Source organism: Pseudoalteromonas sp. SMS1, assembly GCF_021530565.1.
Lineage (GTDB): Bacteria > Pseudomonadota > Gammaproteobacteria > Enterobacterales > Alteromonadaceae > Pseudoalteromonas.
On sequence record NZ_JAKGBI010000002.1, the window covers coordinates 97,280 to 114,364 of the forward strand.

At 43.2% G+C, this 17,085-nt stretch carries 20 protein-coding genes; 5 read left to right on the forward strand and 15 right to left on the reverse strand.

Annotated features, from left to right (window positions below; translation table 11 throughout):
* Window positions 1-23 precede the first annotated feature (23 nt).
* Window positions 24-383, forward strand: a complete 360-nt coding sequence (locus L1286_RS02175; protein WP_235405290.1) for an outer membrane protein assembly factor BamE — start codon at window positions 24-26, stop codon at window positions 381-383.
* Between the two features lie 53 nt (window positions 384-436).
* On the opposite strand, the gene L1286_RS02180 is transcribed toward L1286_RS02175, so the two are convergent.
* Window positions 437-1,771, reverse strand: a complete 1,335-nt coding sequence (locus tag L1286_RS02180; protein WP_235405291.1) for an ankyrin repeat domain-containing protein — start codon at window positions 1,769-1,771, stop codon at window positions 437-439.
* Window positions 1,772-2,015: 244 nt separating this feature from the next.
* Here L1286_RS02180 and L1286_RS02185 point away from each other — a divergent pair, with 244 nt between their 5' ends.
* Window positions 2,016-2,204 carry a DUF2897 family protein gene (locus L1286_RS02185; RefSeq protein WP_235405292.1) on the forward strand — a complete coding sequence of 63 codons (189 nt, stop codon included), beginning with the start codon at window positions 2,016-2,018 and terminating at the stop codon, window positions 2,202-2,204.
* A 44-nt stretch (window positions 2,205-2,248) separates the two neighbouring features.
* Here L1286_RS02185 and L1286_RS02190 read toward each other — a convergent pair whose 3' ends face one another.
* On the reverse strand, window positions 2,249-3,619 hold the full coding sequence (locus tag L1286_RS02190) for a YjiH family protein (RefSeq protein ID WP_235405577.1): 1,371 nt from the start codon (window positions 3,617-3,619) through the stop codon (window positions 2,249-2,251).
* Window positions 3,620-3,688: 69 nt separating this feature from the next.
* Window positions 3,689-4,750, reverse strand: coding sequence for an outer membrane protein assembly factor BamC (gene bamC / locus L1286_RS02195; protein ID WP_235405293.1), 1,062 nt, complete (start codon window positions 4,748-4,750; stop codon window positions 3,689-3,691).
* A gap of 311 nt (window positions 4,751-5,061) precedes the next feature.
* On the opposite strand from bamC, the gene L1286_RS02200 reads away from it, so the two are divergent.
* Window positions 5,062-5,595 carry a glycine cleavage system protein R gene (locus L1286_RS02200; RefSeq protein WP_235405294.1) on the forward strand — a complete coding sequence of 178 codons (534 nt, stop codon included), beginning with the start codon at window positions 5,062-5,064 and terminating at the stop codon, window positions 5,593-5,595.
* Window positions 5,596-5,604: 9 nt separating this feature from the next.
* Window positions 5,605-6,078, forward strand: coding sequence for a thioredoxin-dependent thiol peroxidase (bcp, locus tag L1286_RS02205; RefSeq protein WP_235405295.1), 474 nt, complete (start codon window positions 5,605-5,607; stop codon window positions 6,076-6,078).
* Window positions 6,079-6,130: 52 nt separating this feature from the next.
* Here bcp and pdxJ read toward each other — a convergent pair whose 3' ends face one another.
* The 10 genes from pdxJ to rpoE form a co-directional block, all read right to left on the reverse strand.
* Window positions 6,131-6,865, reverse strand: a complete 735-nt coding sequence (gene pdxJ / locus L1286_RS02210) for a pyridoxine 5'-phosphate synthase (protein WP_235405296.1) — start codon at window positions 6,863-6,865, stop codon at window positions 6,131-6,133.
* Between the two features lie 4 nt (window positions 6,866-6,869).
* Entirely contained in the window at window positions 6,870-7,607 is a 738-nt protein-coding gene (gene recO, locus L1286_RS02215; RefSeq protein ID WP_235405297.1) for a DNA repair protein RecO, read from the reverse strand.
* Window positions 7,608-8,507 carry a GTPase Era gene (era, locus tag L1286_RS02220; RefSeq protein ID WP_235405298.1) on the reverse strand — a complete coding sequence of 300 codons (900 nt, stop codon included), beginning with the start codon at window positions 8,505-8,507 and terminating at the stop codon, window positions 7,608-7,610.
* Window positions 8,497-9,174 (reverse strand): ribonuclease III, encoded by a 678-nt coding sequence (rnc, locus tag L1286_RS02225; RefSeq protein ID WP_235405299.1) that lies wholly within the window; start codon window positions 9,172-9,174, stop codon window positions 8,497-8,499. The genes era and rnc overlap by 11 nt, the downstream gene beginning before the upstream one ends.
* Before the next feature lie 2 nt (window positions 9,175-9,176).
* Complete coding sequence (gene lepB / locus L1286_RS02230; RefSeq protein WP_235405300.1) at window positions 9,177-10,112, reverse strand: signal peptidase I; 936 nt, start codon at window positions 10,110-10,112, stop codon at window positions 9,177-9,179.
* Window positions 10,113-10,127: 15 nt separating this feature from the next.
* The gene (gene lepA / locus L1286_RS02235; RefSeq protein WP_235405301.1) at window positions 10,128-11,915 is read right to left on the reverse strand and encodes a translation elongation factor 4; all 1,788 of its coding nucleotides are present in this window, start codon (window positions 11,913-11,915) and stop codon (window positions 10,128-10,130) included.
* 67 nt (window positions 11,916-11,982) lie between these two features.
* Window positions 11,983-12,432, reverse strand: coding sequence for a SoxR reducing system RseC family protein (locus L1286_RS02240; RefSeq protein ID WP_235405302.1), 450 nt, complete (start codon window positions 12,430-12,432; stop codon window positions 11,983-11,985).
* Window positions 12,429-13,379: a MucB/RseB C-terminal domain-containing protein gene (locus L1286_RS02245; protein ID WP_235405578.1), complete on the reverse strand. Its 951-nt coding sequence runs from the start codon at window positions 13,377-13,379 to the stop codon at window positions 12,429-12,431. Before L1286_RS02245 ends, L1286_RS02240 begins: the two co-directional genes overlap by 4 nt.
* A 6-nt stretch (window positions 13,380-13,385) precedes the next feature.
* Window positions 13,386-13,988, reverse strand: a complete 603-nt coding sequence (locus L1286_RS02250) for a sigma-E factor negative regulatory protein (RefSeq protein ID WP_235405303.1) — start codon at window positions 13,986-13,988, stop codon at window positions 13,386-13,388.
* Window positions 13,989-14,570: an RNA polymerase sigma factor RpoE gene (gene rpoE / locus L1286_RS02255; RefSeq protein WP_063371694.1), complete on the reverse strand. Its 582-nt coding sequence runs from the start codon at window positions 14,568-14,570 to the stop codon at window positions 13,989-13,991.
* A gap of 248 nt (window positions 14,571-14,818) precedes the next feature.
* On the opposite strand from rpoE, the gene nadB reads away from it, so the two are divergent.
* Complete coding sequence (nadB, locus tag L1286_RS02260) at window positions 14,819-16,420, forward strand: L-aspartate oxidase (protein WP_235405304.1); 1,602 nt, start codon at window positions 14,819-14,821, stop codon at window positions 16,418-16,420.
* A gap of 4 nt (window positions 16,421-16,424) precedes the next feature.
* On the opposite strand, the gene L1286_RS02265 is transcribed toward nadB, so the two are convergent.
* Complete coding sequence (locus L1286_RS02265) at window positions 16,425-16,832, reverse strand: hypothetical protein (protein WP_235405305.1); 408 nt, start codon at window positions 16,830-16,832, stop codon at window positions 16,425-16,427.
* Window positions 16,813-17,064, reverse strand: a complete 252-nt coding sequence (locus tag L1286_RS02270; RefSeq protein ID WP_235405306.1) for an FAD assembly factor SdhE — start codon at window positions 17,062-17,064, stop codon at window positions 16,813-16,815. Before L1286_RS02270 ends, L1286_RS02265 begins: the two co-directional genes overlap by 20 nt.
* Between the last annotated feature and the right edge of the window lie 21 nt (window positions 17,065-17,085).

Sequence of the window (17,085 nt, forward strand, 5' to 3'; positions counted from 1 at the left end):
CAAAAATAAGGATACACACATACATGCAGTACAATAAACTCCTTTTACCTTGGCTAACCGCCGCCATAATGAGTGTTTTTTTGTCCGGTTGTTCTAGCTGGGTTTATAGGATCAATGTTCCTCAAGGTAACTTCCTAGAACAGTCTGATATAGACAAACTAAGAGTTCAAATGACCAGAGAACAAGTTTTGTACGTATTAGGTACTCCTGTGGCTAAAGATGCATTTGACTCTAGCAAATGGCATTACAACTATGTCTTTAACATCGATAGGGACTCTGAAATGCGTAAGCGTTTAACTGTTTACTTTGAAAACGATAAACTAGTCAATGTCAGCGGTGATTTTGAAAAGCCAGCAGATTTTGATACACCGCTAGATCAATAATCTGAGTGTTTCGTTGGGCAGGCCTATACCTGCCTACCCGCCTCTAACATCCATTAACTACTCATCACTGCCAAGCACATAGTCACTGTAAACAGTGCCTGTATTGCCAAGCTTAACCAGCTCATAGCGCCTAAACAGCGGAGTGTCAAAGGAAGCTTAAGCGTCGGAAACAACTTCCGACTTTTTAATAGTCGTGCAAGTGCAAATATAAATAAAGTCACACTCGACAACAGTATAATCATAGAGAGCTTATTGTCCCGGCCAGCATCAAAAAACAGGGCCATTTGTACCGGCAACAACAAAACGACAAGTGCCTTGAGACTATACACCCTCAAAATCCTTTGGTACTTTGCTTCGTCACTTAATTCAATAATACCGCGCTTTTCTAGATATTTTTTCGCACTGACAGACTGGTTTTCTGAGGCCAAGCGATAAGGTGTGCAACCAGATATATCTGCAAGCCGAGGATCGACCCCCATTTCTTCGACCAACTCCAACATGGGTTTAGAATTAGACAATACGGCGTAATGCATCAAATTACGCCCCAGATCATCAAGAGAAATTGCGCAATGAAAGCTGCGTAACGCCTTTGCCGCACTGACGAACCCTTTTTCAACGATCCACATCATCGCCGATTTGCCGGCATTGTCTTTGCCATGGCCTTTTGCGCCTTTTTCGATGAGTGCTAGCATACTGGATTGTTTCGCAGTCCCAGACATTACCTGTTCCAGTAACGCATTGTCTAGTATATGAAGTAATTCATCCTCATTACACAACAGGTTTAGCAACCCATCACAATCCTCCCCTTCGTTGAGCCTTTTAACCGCTTCGAGTTGCGTCTGAGAGAGATTTTGTAGTGCATGTTGATAATAGGTGGCAATGCTTTCTCTGGCTGCGTCAGAGCCGTTTATCCAAAAATCACAGGCTTGTGTGGGAGTTAGCTTAAAGTCATTTGCTAACAGCCAAGAAAGTGTTTTGTGCTGCTTGTTTTTCAGTAATAGATCCACAAATGAAACTTTCGATTGTAACTTCGCTTGTGTTTTAATATTAGAATACTTGGACAACCCCCCCAAGAGCTTAAGTATTAGCTCATCCTTAGTCATCCCGGCAGCAGCAATATGTTGCAAAAGTCCAGCTACGTATTGGTGCGCTTCTTCGTCATACTCATCAATATGCTGAAAAAAGCAAGATTCAAAGGGGTCCAATGGCTGAAGCCAAGCGACGTAAAAAATGGGGGGGAGTACCTGCGATACCACTCCTTGCTCATCCTTTACAGCTTCACATTCTGGCCACGCCTCTAAGGCGTCTAAAATAAAGGCGCCATTATCTTCAACAAGTCCCTTTAAAAGCAGGGGAAACTGAGAAGGCCAAATTAAAACTTGCTCCATGGATGCACAAACCATTTATTGATCAAAAGATAGATGTTCTAGAAAGTATGCAATCATTTGCATTGCTTTTCACACTGCCGATGATACCAATTGTAAAATCAAAATGCTGCGAATATCTCACACTATTTACAATTATTATTGGTCGAACAATCAGCATCATTTTAGTAGACTGTGTTCTACAACTTCTAGAATATTTATCAGAAGTTTACGCAAACTGAACAGCATACGACGAGAGGCCATATCAATGGGTGAAGAGAAGTTAGAAACGTGGCAGATAATTTTAATTATTGTCGCCGTACTTGGCTACATTATAGGCAACATTACACTGTTGAAATACGCGACCAAATTTAATGTGAAAGACAAATTAGACAAGCAAATAAAGCCTGATGAAGCTGAAGATAAGCAAGACACACCCCAAGACAAGAAAAACTAAGGCAGAGACCGTAATTATAGCGCCACTGCCTTATTTATTCATCATTATCCGACTAACCAATGCGCCATCAGCGCGATCACTGGCAATGTCACAAGCGTTCTTAATATAAACACCGCAAATAATTCAAAAATATTGACCGGTATTTTACTGCCCAATAGTAACGCGCCTACTTCAGACATGTAGATCAACTGTGTCACACTCAACGCTGCGATAATAAAACGTGTCACATCACTTTCGATGCTACTTGACGCCAAAATAGAAGGGATGAACATATCTGCGAACCCTACAACGATGGTTTCTGCAGCTTTTGCTGCTTCTGGTACTTGTAGCAGTTCTAAATAAGGAATAAAAGGCTGACCCAAGTATTGGAAAATAGGCGTCTCTTCTGCAATTATCAATGCAAAGGTGCCTACCGCCATAACCACAGGTAACACTGCAAATAACATATCCAAGGCATTACATACCCCTTCTTTAACAGTGCCACTAACGCCCGGCGCCTTGTGCGCTTTATCTAGCGCAACATCCAATGAGTGGCCAAATAGTGTCTTACCTTGAGGTACTGTCTCTGAATCTTCATTGTGAGTAGAACCATCCACATACACATTTTTCTTAAAACTCAGTGGAGGTAACCTCGGCACAATGATCGCAGCAACAATACCTGCTGCACACACAGTCAAATAAAACGGCGCAAATAAGTGTTCTAGTTTAACTTGGCCAATAACCACCAAACAAAATGTGATGGATACCGCCGAGAATGTAGTCCCGATAATAGCGGCTTCGCGCTGTGTATAATGTTTGTCCTCATACTGGCGAGACGTCATCAATATGCCGACGCTACCGTCACCTAACCAAGAGGCAACACAGTTTACGGCGCTGCGTCCCGGAACGCCAAAAACAGGTCTCATTATTTTCGTTAATAATGTTCCAACCAACTCTAACAGACCAAAATTAAGCAATAACGGCAGCAACAAACCGGCTAATAGGAAAACGGAGAATAAGACAGGTAAAAGATCGTGTAAAACCAAAGCCCCAGTTGCTTTAGAGTGTATAAGCTCTGGACCAACTTGGAAAAACGTCATGATGATAAACGCCATGCCAAATAGCCTAGTCACAACCCATAACCAACTGACATCAAACAAGTGTCTGACCAAATCTACTTTCAGTAAAGGCTTGGGCTTAAACACTTTGACAACAACACTTAAAACACCAGTTATACAAACAATGGTCAATATCAGTGCATGAATAAACGGATCCGTCCAGCTTTGCAGTATTTTAGACATCTTGGCAATTGGGATCGTCATCCCCTCGCCTTCTGGAACAGGCGTCATAAAGAGGAAAACGCCTATCAGTGATGGCACCAAAAATGCGAACCACGTTCGCCAATTCACTTGTGAAGAATGCGTTGTATCTGACATCATTTCTTTATCCACAAAAAAAAAGAAAAGAGCAAATGCTCTTTTCTGAACTACTTTAGCGGTTTGTAATTATATACTTAGTCCGCGGTTTCTTAACGCTTCAACAAGCCCTTGTTGAAGTGCCTCTAAAATTGCTGCATCTAATACTTTTTGCTCAGCGTCAAACCATGTCAGTGAAGTTTGCTCGTCGTCCGTCGTACCCACTTTAATCGTGTAGTCACCATCCGGGATAGCCAACGTCGGCGCTTCCTCACCCCAGATAGAATCCCAAACACTGTTTTCTGGCGCTGCATACCTTACAAGAACTTCATTACTGTCGTCATCAATTCTGATCACGGTGAAGTTCACTCGCTCTAAGAAATTAGAAAGCCTTTCCATTACTGTATTTCTATCTGCAAGCGTAATCAGTGCGGCGTTACCCGCTTGATCAAAGCCAAGGTCAAGCGATAAAACCCCTTGTTGCTTACGTAGTTCAACTTCCAGCAATCGATACTGGTAGTCAAATTCAGCAACGACCTCATTAATAGCGCGCACTTCAAGTTGTTGTTGCAATAAATCATTCAGTGGCACTTCATCGCTTTCATAGCCAACCAGTTTTGCCTGTAAAGAAGCAGTTCTTTGGTGCTCCTTTTGAGACAAGGTAAATTCGAAACGCTGCTTTGAAATCTCTTTTTCTGTTTCCCAAAACCAGCTTTCTTCAGTTTGGAACAATGAATACCAACCTGTTGTTAATGTTCCTTGATTACGGTTATCTTCACTGATATTGGTTTCGTGATTCGAAAGTACGCTTTCTACCGCTCGCCAGATAAACTTATCTAGATGTTCAATACCATCATTTTTGTCAAAATAGATGCGTGCAACATCTTCTTTGTCTTCAGCCCAGCTACCTTTTGCAAGCGTCAACACCTGCTGTGGTGGGCGATAGCTTTTCGCTTTCTGATCATTGTCATAGGTAGCAACACTCATTTTAAACTCTTGGTCTTGATAAGGTTGCTCAAGATCTGCTGGAACTTGCACAGCTTCGTGAACTCGATAGTTTTTCTTTTGATGAGCGTCGTTGGTGAAAACACTACAACCTGATAAACCAAGTACAACGCCTAACGTTAGCGCTTTAGGGACCCAATACTGCACTAATAAAACTCCTTAGCAAACCCATTGTATAATTATTCTTTCACTTAAGATTAAGGAATGCTGAAATGGTTCACTGCCAAACGTAATAATTTTTACTTTCACAGTGACAGATAAATTTCGAAAAAATTTGCACTATGTTACTTGGCAAACCTTGCAAACACAAGAATTGAGCGGCTGAATTGTCTTGTCGTCTTTTTCTAGACATGTCTGGGCGGTGGGACTCGCAGTTAAACTGTGATAGTATTCGCCTTCATATAACTAAAAATCAGTCTCCAAAACTCAATTTGGCAAGGGCTCACTAGGATGTCGGAATGACTACTTTTACTTCACACCAACTTGTTTTAACTGCTATCGGGGAAGATAGATCCGGTATAGTCAGCGAACTCACCCAGTTAGTGAGTGAATGTAACTGCAACATCATTGATAGCCGAATTGCAATTTTAGGTAACGAATTTACTTTTATCATGTTGCTATCCGGCGATATGGCCGCAATTAGTCGTGTTGAGCACACGCTCCCAGTCAAAAGTGTAGAACTAGGTCTACTGACGATGATGAAACGTACATCAAGTCACACTGAAAGTGAATATGGTGCTGGGTACACTTTGGAATACTCAGGGATAGACACTCAAGGGACACTTAGTCGAGTGACACGCTTTTTTGCAGAGCAAAATATGAGTATTTGCTCATTAAAATCAGATACCTATGAAGAGCAAGGCGAGATGCATATGAACTGTCTTCTGGAGTTTAATACGCCTTGCGAATTAGACTTTGATAAATTTAAAGAAAAGTTTGAAGCACTGTCTGGTATTTCAAACGTACACTATGTTTTCAGACGCATTCGCTAAGGATCATAAATGAACACATTACAAGCAGGTGATAACGCACCTAGTTTTAAACTTGAAAATCAAAATGGTGAAACGGTAGAACTGAGTAAACTGCTCGGCGACAATCAGGTACTGGTCTACTTTTACCCGAAAGCGCTCACACCTGGATGTACCGTTCAAGCAGAGCAACTGCGCGACCACAAGGCGCAGCTCGCCCAGCATAATACCGTTGCTGTTGGTATCAGCCCAGATCCGGTCAAAAAGTTAAAGAACTTCGAGACTAAAAAAGAATTAAACTTTGACTTACTCTCAGATGAAGACCACGCAATTGCAGATGCCTTTGGTGTTTGGGGCTTAAAGAAGTTCATGGGTAAAGAATATGATGGCATTCATCGCATCAGTTTTTTAGTTGGACAAGATGGTAAAGTCAAACACGTATTCAATAAGTTTAAAACCAAAGAGCATCATCAAGTCGTTATCGACTACCTCGCAGAACAAGCATAATAAAAAAACCCCAGCTATCACGCTGGGGTTTTTTTATTGAACAGTTACATGCTTAAGCTTGACGCGCTTCAAGCATCAAGCGCTTCATATCTCTCACTGCTTTTTCTAAGCCGTCAATTGCCGCACGCGCGATAATGGCATGACCAATGTTGAGTTCATAAATCTCTGGCATCTCAGCAATTGGCTTGATGTTGTGATAATGCAGGCCATGCCCAGCATTGACAACAATACCTATACCATGTGCATACTGAACCCCTTCACGAATACGCTCTAACTCCGCTTTTTGCGCATCATCAGACTGAGCATCTGCATAGGCGCCGGTATGAATTTCAATGTATGGCGCCCCTGTTGCTTTTGCCGCATCGATCTGTGCCTTATCCGCATCAATGAATAGAGACACTTTGATACCCGCATCAGCGAGCTTCTGAACAGCTTCGGTTACTTTTTGCTGATTACCTGCCACATCTAAGCCACCTTCCGTTGTGAGCTCTTCTCGCTTTTCAGGGACAAGGCAAACATACTCAGGCTTCACCTCACACGCGATATCCAACATCTCATCAGTCACTGCAATCTCTAAATTCATGCGTGTCTGAATTGTTTTAGCCATCACATATACATCTCTGTCTTGAATGTGGCGGCGATCTTCACGCAAATGAATTGTAATGCCATCTGCCCCAGCATGTTCTGCAACCGCGGCTGCATGTGCAGGATCTGGGTAGCTAGTGCCACGGGCTTGTCTCAATGTAGCAATATGGTCTACGTTAACACCCAACAAAATATCTTTCATTGTTCTACCTTGGTTGAAATAGTTCTCTGCTTTTTAGCGGCTTACTTCCAAGCAGTGGTTTTAATAAATAACGGCTCAGTGCTTTAGCCTGTCTTCTTGCGGTGTCCGTTTGGTACTCGCCCTGAGCAATAGACAAGAGTGTATTGCCAGAAAAGCTGCGTTGAATATCCTCACTTGGACAAAAACCCACTTCCCTTACAAATTGATAGTAACGAGACGCTTCAATCGGGTCGCCAAACGCATCGTACTCAAACTCGATGCCAAAGCCCAATTCACACAGCAGTTGAAATTCATAATTACGAAGTATGAGCTCGATCCGTTCACTGACAGAAGCCTTATCATGTGCATTGGATTTTATCATCGTTTGATTGGCTGTAAATAATTGTTTTAGATGAGTTTGATACAGCTCGAATGCATGGTCTAAAGGTTCATTAGTTGGGATGACCCGGTGCGACAGTTCATTCAAGTAGAAGCTGCAATAGAGATGTATCCCTTTGAACATAAGCGGGGGAGATTGGATCTCAAAGTCGTTGAGGTATTTTAAGTCGTACTTGCCAGCATATCTAACTAGCAAGCACGTAAAAGGTTGCAAAGACCCATTTTGTCTCAGTGCACTTTTTCCTTTGATGCGGGCCACCATGGAGAGCTGCCCGATGCCCTCGACTAGCATATTGAGCATCACTTGCGAGTCCCGATAAGGTCGCCGATGCAGCAAATATGCCTGCCGAAAGTCACTGTCCAATCAGTCTTCTCCGTAGCCTAAGCTGCGAAGTGCACGTTCATCATCAGCCCAACCTGACTTCACTTTAACCCAAAGTTCTAGGAAGACTTTATTATCAAGCATATCTTCAAGATCTTTTCTGGCTTCTCGGCCAATCACTTTGAGCTTTTCGCCCTTGTTACCGATCACCATGCGTTTTTGTGACTGTCGTTCAACTAATATCAACGCGTTGATTTGCCAAACACCATTGTCTTGCCACTTAAATTGTTCAATCTCGACCGTTACCGAGTAAGGCAACTCGTCGCCCATAAAGCGCATGAGTTTTTCACGAACAATTTCTGCGGCTAAAAAGCGCATAGAGCGATCGGTGACATAATCGTCTGGAAAATAAAATTCGCATTCCGGTAAGCGGTTTTTAACTTCCTCTTTGACCATGTCGATATTCTTACCAATTTTGGCAGAAACCGGCACAATACCAATGAATTCATGCTGTTCACTAAGCCATTGCATATGGTGCAAGATAGCCTCTTTGTCTTTAACCTGGTCACTTTTATTCATTACAACCAAGACTGGACGACCGCTTTCTTTAACCTTGTTCAGCACCATCTCGTCGTCTTGATTCCACAGAGTGCCCTCGACAACGAAAATAATCAGCTCTACATCACCGATTGAGCTGCTTGCAGCTCTATTCATAAGCCGGTTAATCGCACGCTTTTCTTCAATGTGCAATCCAGGTGTATCCACATAGACAGCCTGATAGTTGTCTTCGGTATGGATCCCCATTATACGGTGTCTGGTCGTTTGAGGCTTGCGCGAAGTGATACTCACTTTCTGTTCAACAATTTTGTTCAACAGCGTTGATTTACCGACATTTGGGCGACCAACAATGGCCACCATGCCGCAATGGGTATTAGGAGTCATCTTTTAAAATCTTCAATGCTTGTTCAGCGGCTTTTTGCTCAGCTTTGCGACGTGAGCTACCGACAGAGATAATACTATCCATCCCTTTAACAGAGCACTCAACCGTGAATGTCTGATTGTGTGCCTGGCCTTTTGTATCAATGACTTGATAAGCAGGTAAAGGCAGCTTACGTGCTTGCAAATACTCTTGTAGCAATGTCTTCGGATCTTTCTGATTATGACCTGGTGAAATTGCCTCTAAACGGCTGTGATACCATTTTAATACAAGCGTCTTACAGGTCTCGATGTCTGAATCCAAAAACACCGCGCCAATAATCGCTTCCACAGCATCAGCCAAAGTAGACTCTCGGCGATAGCCGCCACTTTTGAGCTCACCGGGACCTAAGCGTAAGTAGTCACCCAATCCAAATTCAACACCAAACTCAGCCAGTGTTTGACCTCGAACCAGCGTCGAGCGCATGCGGCTCAGGTCACCTTCTCGCGCTTTTGGAAACTTGTGATACAACGCGTCAGCTATGACAAAGCTTAAAATAGAATCGCCTAGAAATTCTAGGCGCTCGTTATGTTGACCTTTATGGCTACGATGCGTCATGGCCTGCTCTAGCAAGCCCTGATCTGCAAAATCGTAGCCGATTTTTTTATATAATTCTGTGACGTTCTTTTTCATTGTTACTGAATATTACCTAGGCGCTCAAAGCGAACCCCTGTTGGAACCCAGCTTGGCAACAAGCTATCTGGGCCATTCTCAAAATCAAAACTCATCCAGATGAATACAGCTTTACCTACTAAGTTCTCTTTAGGAACAAAGCCCCACATACGGCTGTCTTGGCTATTGTTTCGGTTATCGCCCATGGCGAAGTAGCTGTTTTCTGGTACGACCCATTCGTCTCGGCGTGTTCCAGCTTGCTGGTAATAACGCTCTGACAATTCTAAAGCTTTCGGATTAATTAAAATGTCGTGTTCAACATCTGGTAAAGATTCTGTCAAACGTACTAGTGGCATGGAGCCTTGCTTAAACTCATCGCGATTAACAATTTCTACGTCAATCTTATTGAATTCACCACACACCAACCCATCTCGGTTTTGCTCACCCTCTTCACACTTTGGATTAATGAAAAGTTGGCGATTGCGATACACAATGCGGTCGCCTGGTAAACCGACAATACGCTTGATAAAGTCAATACGCTCGTCCAAAGGATACTTAAATACAGCGATATCACCACGTTTGGGGTCTTCAACATCGACAAGCTGAGAACGCCAAACGGGATCTTTAATACCATATGCGTATTTTTGAACGAGGATGAAGTCTCCATCCAATAACGTTGGCATCATTGAACCTGACGGAATTTGAAAAGGTTCGAAGATAAACGATCTAAATACTGTGATCGCCGCAATCATTGGAAAAATAGACTTCGCACTATCAGTTATGGCAGGCACCGGCGCAATCTGATCAATGACATCTTGATCCAAAGGCTGCTCTGAAGCACCTTGGGCAAGCGCAATACGCTCTTTACGCTTTGGCGCATAAACTAAGTGATCTATCAACCAGATCAGGCCCGATCCCAAAGTTAACAGCACGAGAAAGACCGAAAAATAACCTGCCATAAATAATAATTCCTGTTACTTACCTACTTTTAATATCGCAAGGAACGCATCTTGAGGTACTTCAACATTACCTAGCTGTTTCATACGTTTCTTACCTTCTTTTTGCTTCTGCAAGAGCTTCTTCTTACGACTCACGTCACCACCATAACACTTGGCGATTACGTTTTTACGTAACTGTTTAACGGTAGTACGTGCAATAACATGATTACCAATTGCAGCTTGAATAGCAATATCAAACATTTGTCTTGGTATAAGCTCTTTTAACGCTTCTGCCAATTGACGGCCACGGCTCTGAGAGTTATCGCGGTGCACGATGATCGCCAAAGCGTCGACTCTATCACCGTTAATCAGAATGTCACAGCGTACCATGTCAGATACTTGGAAACGCTTGAAGTTATAATCTAATGATGCAAAACCACGACTAGTCGATTTCAATTTATCAAAGAAATCCATTACCACTTCAGCCATAGGTAATTCATAAGTGACGGCAACCTGATTACCATGGTAACTCATCTTCGTCTGCATACCGCGTTTCTCAACACACAAGGTGATGACATTACCAAGATACTCCTGAGGTACAAGAATATTTGCTTCAACGATTGGCTCGCGAATTTCAATAATGTCATTAACCGGTGGTAAATCAGACGGGTTATCGATTTGAATAACACCATCTTTGGTTTCTACTTCATAGACCACGGTTGGCGCAGTGGTGATAAGGTCCATGTCATATTCACGCTCTAGACGCTCTTGGATGATCTCCATGTGCAGCATACCTAAGAAGCCACAGCGGAAACCAAAGCCCAGTGCCGTAGAGTTTTCAGGCTCGAAGAACAAAGATGCGTCGTTCAAGCTCAGTTTATTCAGTGCATCACGGAAGTTTTCATAATCATCTGAAGAAATCGGGAACATACCTGCATAAACTTGCGGCTTCACTTTCTGGAAGCCCGGCAGTGTTTCTTCTGCTGGCGTTTTTGCAAGGGTTATCGTATCACCAACTGGTGCACCATGGATGTCTTTAATACCTGCGATGATAAAGCCAACTTCACCACTCGTTAGTACACCCGTGTCGGTTTGCTTAGGCGTGAAAATACCAATTTTATCTACGATATGAACTTGATCCGTAGACATAATTTTGATTTTTTCACCTTTACGTAGTTGACCGTGCTTAATGCGCACAAGTGATACAACCCCTTGGTAAGGGTCAAACCATGAGTCGATGATCAAAGCTTGTAGAGGTTTATTCACATCGCCCTCTGGCGGTGGGATCTCCTTTACAATCTCTTCAAGAACGGCATCAATACCAATACCGGTCTTCGCACTACACTGAACCGCTTCTAGCGCATCAATACCGACAATTTCTTCGATTTCTTCTGCAACACGCAGAGGATCAGCCTGTGGTAAGTCAATCTTATTCAGAATTGGAACGACTTCTAAGTCCATTTCAATTGCTGTGTAACAGTTAGCAAGTGTTTGTGCCTCTACCCCTTGACCGGCATCGACAACTAATAATGCACCTTCACAGGCAGCCAAAGAACGGGATACTTCATAAGTGAAGTCAACGTGTCCTGGTGTGTCGATAAAGTTTAACTGATAAGTTTCGCCATCTTGGGCTTTATAGTTCAGGGTGACACTTTGCGCCTTGATCGTAATACCACGCTCACGCTCAAGCTCCATTGAATCCAGTACTTGCTGCTGCATTTCGCGGTCTGACAAGCCACCGCATACCTGGATTAAGCGGTCCGAAAGTGTCGATTTTCCATGATCTATATGGGCTATAATTGAAAAGTTACGGATATGCTTCATATACTGGATTCTAAACTTCTGTTATTCACAAATAGAGATTAAACGCCGATTTTACAATTTATTTGAGTTAATCACCATCTATTTGCGTTACTGGAAGGCTAATTGGATAAATTTTTATCACTTTTACGTCGTGTTTTAAGCTTTGCCCCTTCTTTTTGGCGACCAAAAAGCCCACACACGCAAAAACCACGGCACTGGCGATTTGACCAAGCTCAGGGAGCGAGAACAAAAGTAAGGCACCAAACATGCCAACAAACGCCATAATCAATGGTAAGAGATACACCCAAAGCGCATGCTGTACAATTTGGCTATCATCCAGCGCGAGTTTAACTTTTTGTCCAACTTGAAGTGGGTGTGTAAGAGGAATAGGAAGGGCTTTTTTATGCGTGCCAAAAAGTTTGCTAAATACTTGTGAGCCACATTTGCCATTGCAGCCCTCACAGGCTGGTTTTTGCTCCGCCACCAGCCATGCAGTATTATCTTTAAGTTTAGAGACAGTCAGAGTTTGCTCAATCATAAAGCACGCTTGACTGATTCTGCGATAGACTTGGCCGTTTCAACTGGCACTTTACCCACCACAGAGACATCATAAGCACCAGCATTATGAACATAAACAGTGGTTGCACCGGATGTTAATGCACCACTCGCCCGCTGGCCTGTTAAAGGCCTTTGCACAAACACCGAAACTTCAACTAAGCCATCTGAAAACAAGAAATAATCAGCAAGCTCATTATTCAAATCTAGCTTATGTCTATCTGATTTTAACAGCTTGAACCCTTTCGGAAGCCACGATATTTGCCAATTATTTTGTTGCTTAGCCTGTGCTTTTAATTCTTTACTGGGTGCAGGCTCTGGAAACGCACGCTCGTGCAGCTCCAACAGCTGATTTGCAGGTTGCTCTGTGACACTAATATGCGTCAATTGAAGCTGTTCTAATACTTCTGAGCGTTGATTGACATAAGCGGCTTTTAACAGAAGTGCAGATTGTAGATCCACCCACAGCCAATAGTTGTATTTACTTTCGTCTTTAGCCACCAGCCTAACAAGTTGTGCTGGTCGGCCCGCTATACGTTCTTTACCACCCAACACAAATTCATAGCTTTCATCGAGCGTATCAATATTGCGAAGTAAGACTTCAGGAATTGGCCCAGCAATCGCATCGGTATTAACCGAATAAGGCTCTGTTTGAGGCTCAAAATAAGTGACAACATCGTCTACACGCACTACCTCGAGCCCTGCGCCATTTAACAGCGTTAGAATTTCTAAATCCGTTTGCTCTACCTGGCCATGGATCCACCGATAGGGTTCCATGCCTTTCCCTTTAACAACTACGAATGAGGCGTCGAAGTTTCGCTCTTGGACCGCCAAAGACATGTCTTTGAGCAATTGTCTCGCGTTTATCGTTTCGTTGGCATATACCTGAGTTGCTATAAACAAACTCAGTACTACCGAAAGCCATTTCATCAAGGTTTATTTTTCCTCTTGCTGATCCTTTTCTGCTTCAGCTGTATTTTGCGAAAGTGCATGTGCCATACGAGTCTGGCGCTGATGCTCAAGAACTAGGGCGCCGATACGCTGTTTCTGTAACTCTCTTAAACCTTGCTCAGCGGATTGCATGGCTGGTTGCTCTGAAGAGAAACTTACTGGCGCAACAGAACCTGTTAAAGGTGTTGATTGTAACACAGGTGAGTGGGTATCTACCGCATTTTGTGGCATGAAGTTATTTACGCCCACAACCGTACACAAAGCGACACTTGCCGCAATCGCAACTTGCGAAATGGGGCGACGCCAGAATGACATCTGCACGACATTGCTTTGCTCTTTTGATGTTTCGGGTATGGATTCAGTCATGTTGTAAACTGGCTCATCAGCAAGTGCAGCAGCGACCCTTGAAGTGATATCAATGCACGGAGTCGACTGTTCTTTTTGACGCATTACATCGCCAATAAGTGCATAGTGAGCGAATTTTTCAGCATCAAGCTGTGCTTGATTATGCCCATTTAATGCACATTCTCCGTCTAAAATTTCCGACGTCACTGCTTCATTGTTTACATTAAACTTTGACTGCGTCATTTAATTTTTACCTATGAGTGGGTTAATATTTTTATCTATAGCTTCACGAGCCCTAAATATACGGGACCTTACCGTGCCGACTGGACACTCCATAATCACGGCAATTTCCTCATAGCTCATACCTTCAATTTCTCGCAAAGTAATTGCTGTTTTTAGGTCATCGGGCAATTCTTCAATCGTGCGAAAAATTACAGCCTTGATTTCGTCGCTAAGCAGCAAGCTTTCTGGTGATGCATTCGAACGCAATTGCTCTGCACCATCATAAACCTCTGCCTCCTCGGCATCTATATCACTGGCAGGCGCCTTTCGGCCCTGAGATACCAAATAATTTTTAGAGCAGTTAACCGCAATTCTGTATAACCAAGTATAAAAAGCACTGTCCCCTCTAAAATTGGGTAAAGCTCTATACGCTTTTATAAATGCTTCTTGAGCCACATCGGCCACATCACCTGAGTTAGATACATAACGAGATATCAACGCCGCTACCTTATTTTGATATTTGGCAACCAGTAGGTTGAAGGCGTTTTTATCTCCTTGCTGAACTTTTCTAACTAATTCTAAATCCAAATCCTGCTCGTTCATTCGAGCCGGTACTCCTCTTTGTTATTACTTATTTTCGCGCATTGTTGCCATCATTTTACAGCTAGTCTGACTGCACCATGAATAAAAAGTTCTGTTTTTTTAATATTTTTTTTAAAATAGTACGTATTACTTCGTCCTAGACGATACACAACGACTATTTTTAACGCTAATAAAGCACGCGTTATTGATATATGATGATAGTTCACATTGTAGTTGTTATAAAACTTTAAACGCTAAGAACCACTAACATGAAGAAAAAAATGCAGCATCAGACAGATGTTATTATTGTCGGTAGCGGCGCCGCCGGACTCAGCCTCGCCCTTTCATTGGCCAATCACTGCCAAGTTACTGTAATCAGTAAAGGAGATTTAAAAGAAGGCTCAACCCTATATGCTCAGGGCGGTATTGCTGCGGTTTTTGACAAAAAAAATGACAGCATAGAGTCTCATGTTGAAGATACGCTAGCTGCTGGCGGCGGGTTATGCGACAGAGAAGCTGTACATTATACAGCCTCTAATGCCAAGAAATGCTTGAAATGGCTTATTGAACAAGGTGTGCCATTTGATATGGAGTTCGATAGCAAAGGCAAAGAGCGATACCACCTCACCCGGGAGGGCGGGCATAGCCATAGGCGTATCTTGCATGCCGCCGATGCAACAGGTAAAGCGGTGCAAACGACGTTAGTTGAGCGTGTACTCGAAAGCCCCAATATCTCCGTGCTTGAGCAGTATAATGCCATCGACTTAATTACAGATAAAAGCAGTGACTGCGCGCGTGTAAAAGGCTTGTATGTCTATAATCGCAAGCATAATTGTGTAGAGTCTATCGCGGCGAAATTTGTCGCACTCGCAACAGGTGGGGCGAGTAAGGTATATCTATATACTTCAAACCCTGATGTCTCAAGTGGTGATGGGATCGCAATGGCATGGCGTGCAGGGTGTCGCGTCGCGAATATGGAGTTCAATCAGTTCCACCCAACCAGCTTGTACCACCCAGAGCTACAAAACTTCCTGATCACCGAAGCGATGCGCGGGGAAGGGGCGCATTTAAAACGACCCGATGGCACTCGCTTTATGCCCGACTTCGATGCACGTGAAGAATTGGCACCGCGTGACGTTGTTGCCAGAGCAATCGATTATGAAATGAAACGACTCGGCGCAAACTGCGTATACCTTGATATCTCTCATAAAAACAAAGATTTTATTATTGAACATTTCCCTACGATCTATGCCAAGTGTCTCAGCGTCGGATTAGATATCACTAAAGAGCCCATTCCTGTTGTTCCAGCAGCTCACTATACCTGTGGCGGTGTCATAACGGATTTTAATGGCAAAACAGACATCAGTAATTTATACGCTGTGGGTGAAGTTGCGTACACCGGTTTGCATGGTGCAAATCGAATGGCCAGCAACTCTTTACTTGAATGTATTGTGTTTGCCCATGCTGCGGCACAAGATATTCTTGCTCATATTGACATACAACCTCAACTGCAAGCGTTAAAACCTTGGGATGAAAGTCAAGTCAGCGATTCGGATGAAGAGGTTGTCATTACTCACAATTGGCATGAATTGAGATTATTTATGTGGGACTATGTTGGTATTGTTCGCTCAACAAAACGTTTAGAACGCGCATTGCGACGCGTGGAATTGTTACAGCAAGAAATTCAAGAGTACTACGCAAACTTTAGAGTAAGTAATAACTTACTTGAGCTTCGTAACTTAGTCCAAGTGGCTGAGCTTATTATTAGGAGTGCACTGGCAAGGCCTGAAAGTCGCGGGCTTCACTACACCATCGACTTTCCAGAACAAAAACAAGACCCAAAACCCACGATACTTGAACCTAAAAGGTAGGCAATCAACGGAATGATAGTGCAATGCGATTAAAGTGAGACCAACTTGCTTTGTCCATTGCACTGGCTATGAACCCCACTCGCCGAATACCCTGATCCGTTTTTACACTCACTAACAGCCAATTGGTGTACCGCTGCGCAAAAACAACCTCCCCCTGTATATCCAAGGCCCTACCTGTAAGATGTAACCCGCATTCTCCTTCTTGAACTAGTATTACTCCAGCGCTTGGCATCAATTTGACAAGACGGTGTTGCGCATCAATAAAAGCAATCACGCAAAGTACTGCACTCAGCCACCAAAGCTCAGGCAAAACCAGTAACAGGACAAACCACAGGCATAAAAAAAAGACCACAGTGAGCTTGTGGTCTGGGTTATTCTTTTCAAACTCAATACTATACGCGAACCCGGTCAAGGATAAACTGTACCATTTGACCTAAGTCGGTATGTGGGCACTTCTCATGTCCCATGAACCATGCGAACAAATCCGGGTCTTCTACTTCTAATAAACGCTGAAAAACCATTTTGTCTTCATCACTCAGCTGATCGTATGCGTCTTCTACAAATGGTTCTAGCAAAACGTCAAGCTCTAGCATGCCACGTCGACATGCCCACTTAATACGTGCTTTAGGATACAATTGGGCCATATTACCGGCATACCTCTTGTC

Excerpts from the sequence above, each read along its gene's own strand:
- pdxJ (WP_235405296.1), bottom strand. The coding sequence starts at position 6,865 with ATGAAAGATATTTTGTTGGGTGTTAACGTAGACCATATTGCTACATTG.
- L1286_RS02245 (WP_235405578.1), bottom strand. The coding sequence starts at position 13,379 with ATGAAATGGCTTTCGGTAGTACTGAGTTTGTTTATAGCAACTCAGGTA.
- L1286_RS02270 (WP_235405306.1), bottom strand. The coding sequence starts at position 17,064 with ATGGCCCAATTGTATCCTAAAGCACGTATTAAGTGGGCATGTCGACGT.
- L1286_RS02250 (WP_235405303.1), bottom strand. The coding sequence starts at position 13,988 with ATGACGCAGTCAAAGTTTAATGTAAACAATGAAGCAGTGACGTCGGAA.
- L1286_RS02200 (WP_235405294.1), top strand. The coding sequence starts at position 5,062 with ATGACTACTTTTACTTCACACCAACTTGTTTTAACTGCTATCGGGGAA.
- era (WP_235405298.1), bottom strand. The coding sequence starts at position 8,507 with ATGACTCCTAATACCCATTGCGGCATGGTGGCCATTGTTGGTCGCCCA.
- lepB (WP_235405300.1), bottom strand. The coding sequence starts at position 10,112 with ATGGCAGGTTATTTTTCGGTCTTTCTCGTGCTGTTAACTTTGGGATCG.
- L1286_RS02180 (WP_235405291.1), bottom strand. The coding sequence starts at position 1,771 with ATGGAGCAAGTTTTAATTTGGCCTTCTCAGTTTCCCCTGCTTTTAAAG.
- L1286_RS02240 (WP_235405302.1), bottom strand. The coding sequence starts at position 12,432 with ATGATTGAGCAAACTCTGACTGTCTCTAAACTTAAAGATAATACTGCA.
- bcp (WP_235405295.1), top strand. The coding sequence starts at position 5,605 with ATGAACACATTACAAGCAGGTGATAACGCACCTAGTTTTAAACTTGAA.
- L1286_RS02175 (WP_235405290.1), top strand. The coding sequence starts at position 24 with ATGCAGTACAATAAACTCCTTTTACCTTGGCTAACCGCCGCCATAATG.
- lepA (WP_235405301.1), bottom strand. The coding sequence starts at position 11,915 with ATGAAGCATATCCGTAACTTTTCAATTATAGCCCATATAGATCATGGA.
- L1286_RS02190 (WP_235405577.1), bottom strand. The coding sequence starts at position 3,619 with ATGTCAGATACAACGCATTCTTCACAAGTGAATTGGCGAACGTGGTTC.
- L1286_RS02185 (WP_235405292.1), top strand. The coding sequence starts at position 2,016 with ATGGGTGAAGAGAAGTTAGAAACGTGGCAGATAATTTTAATTATTGTC.
- rpoE (WP_063371694.1), bottom strand. The coding sequence starts at position 14,570 with ATGAACGAGCAGGATTTGGATTTAGAATTAGTTAGAAAAGTTCAGCAA.
- rnc (WP_235405299.1), bottom strand. The coding sequence starts at position 9,174 with ATGAAAAAGAACGTCACAGAATTATATAAAAAAATCGGCTACGATTTT.
- nadB (WP_235405304.1), top strand. The coding sequence starts at position 14,819 with ATGAAGAAAAAAATGCAGCATCAGACAGATGTTATTATTGTCGGTAGC.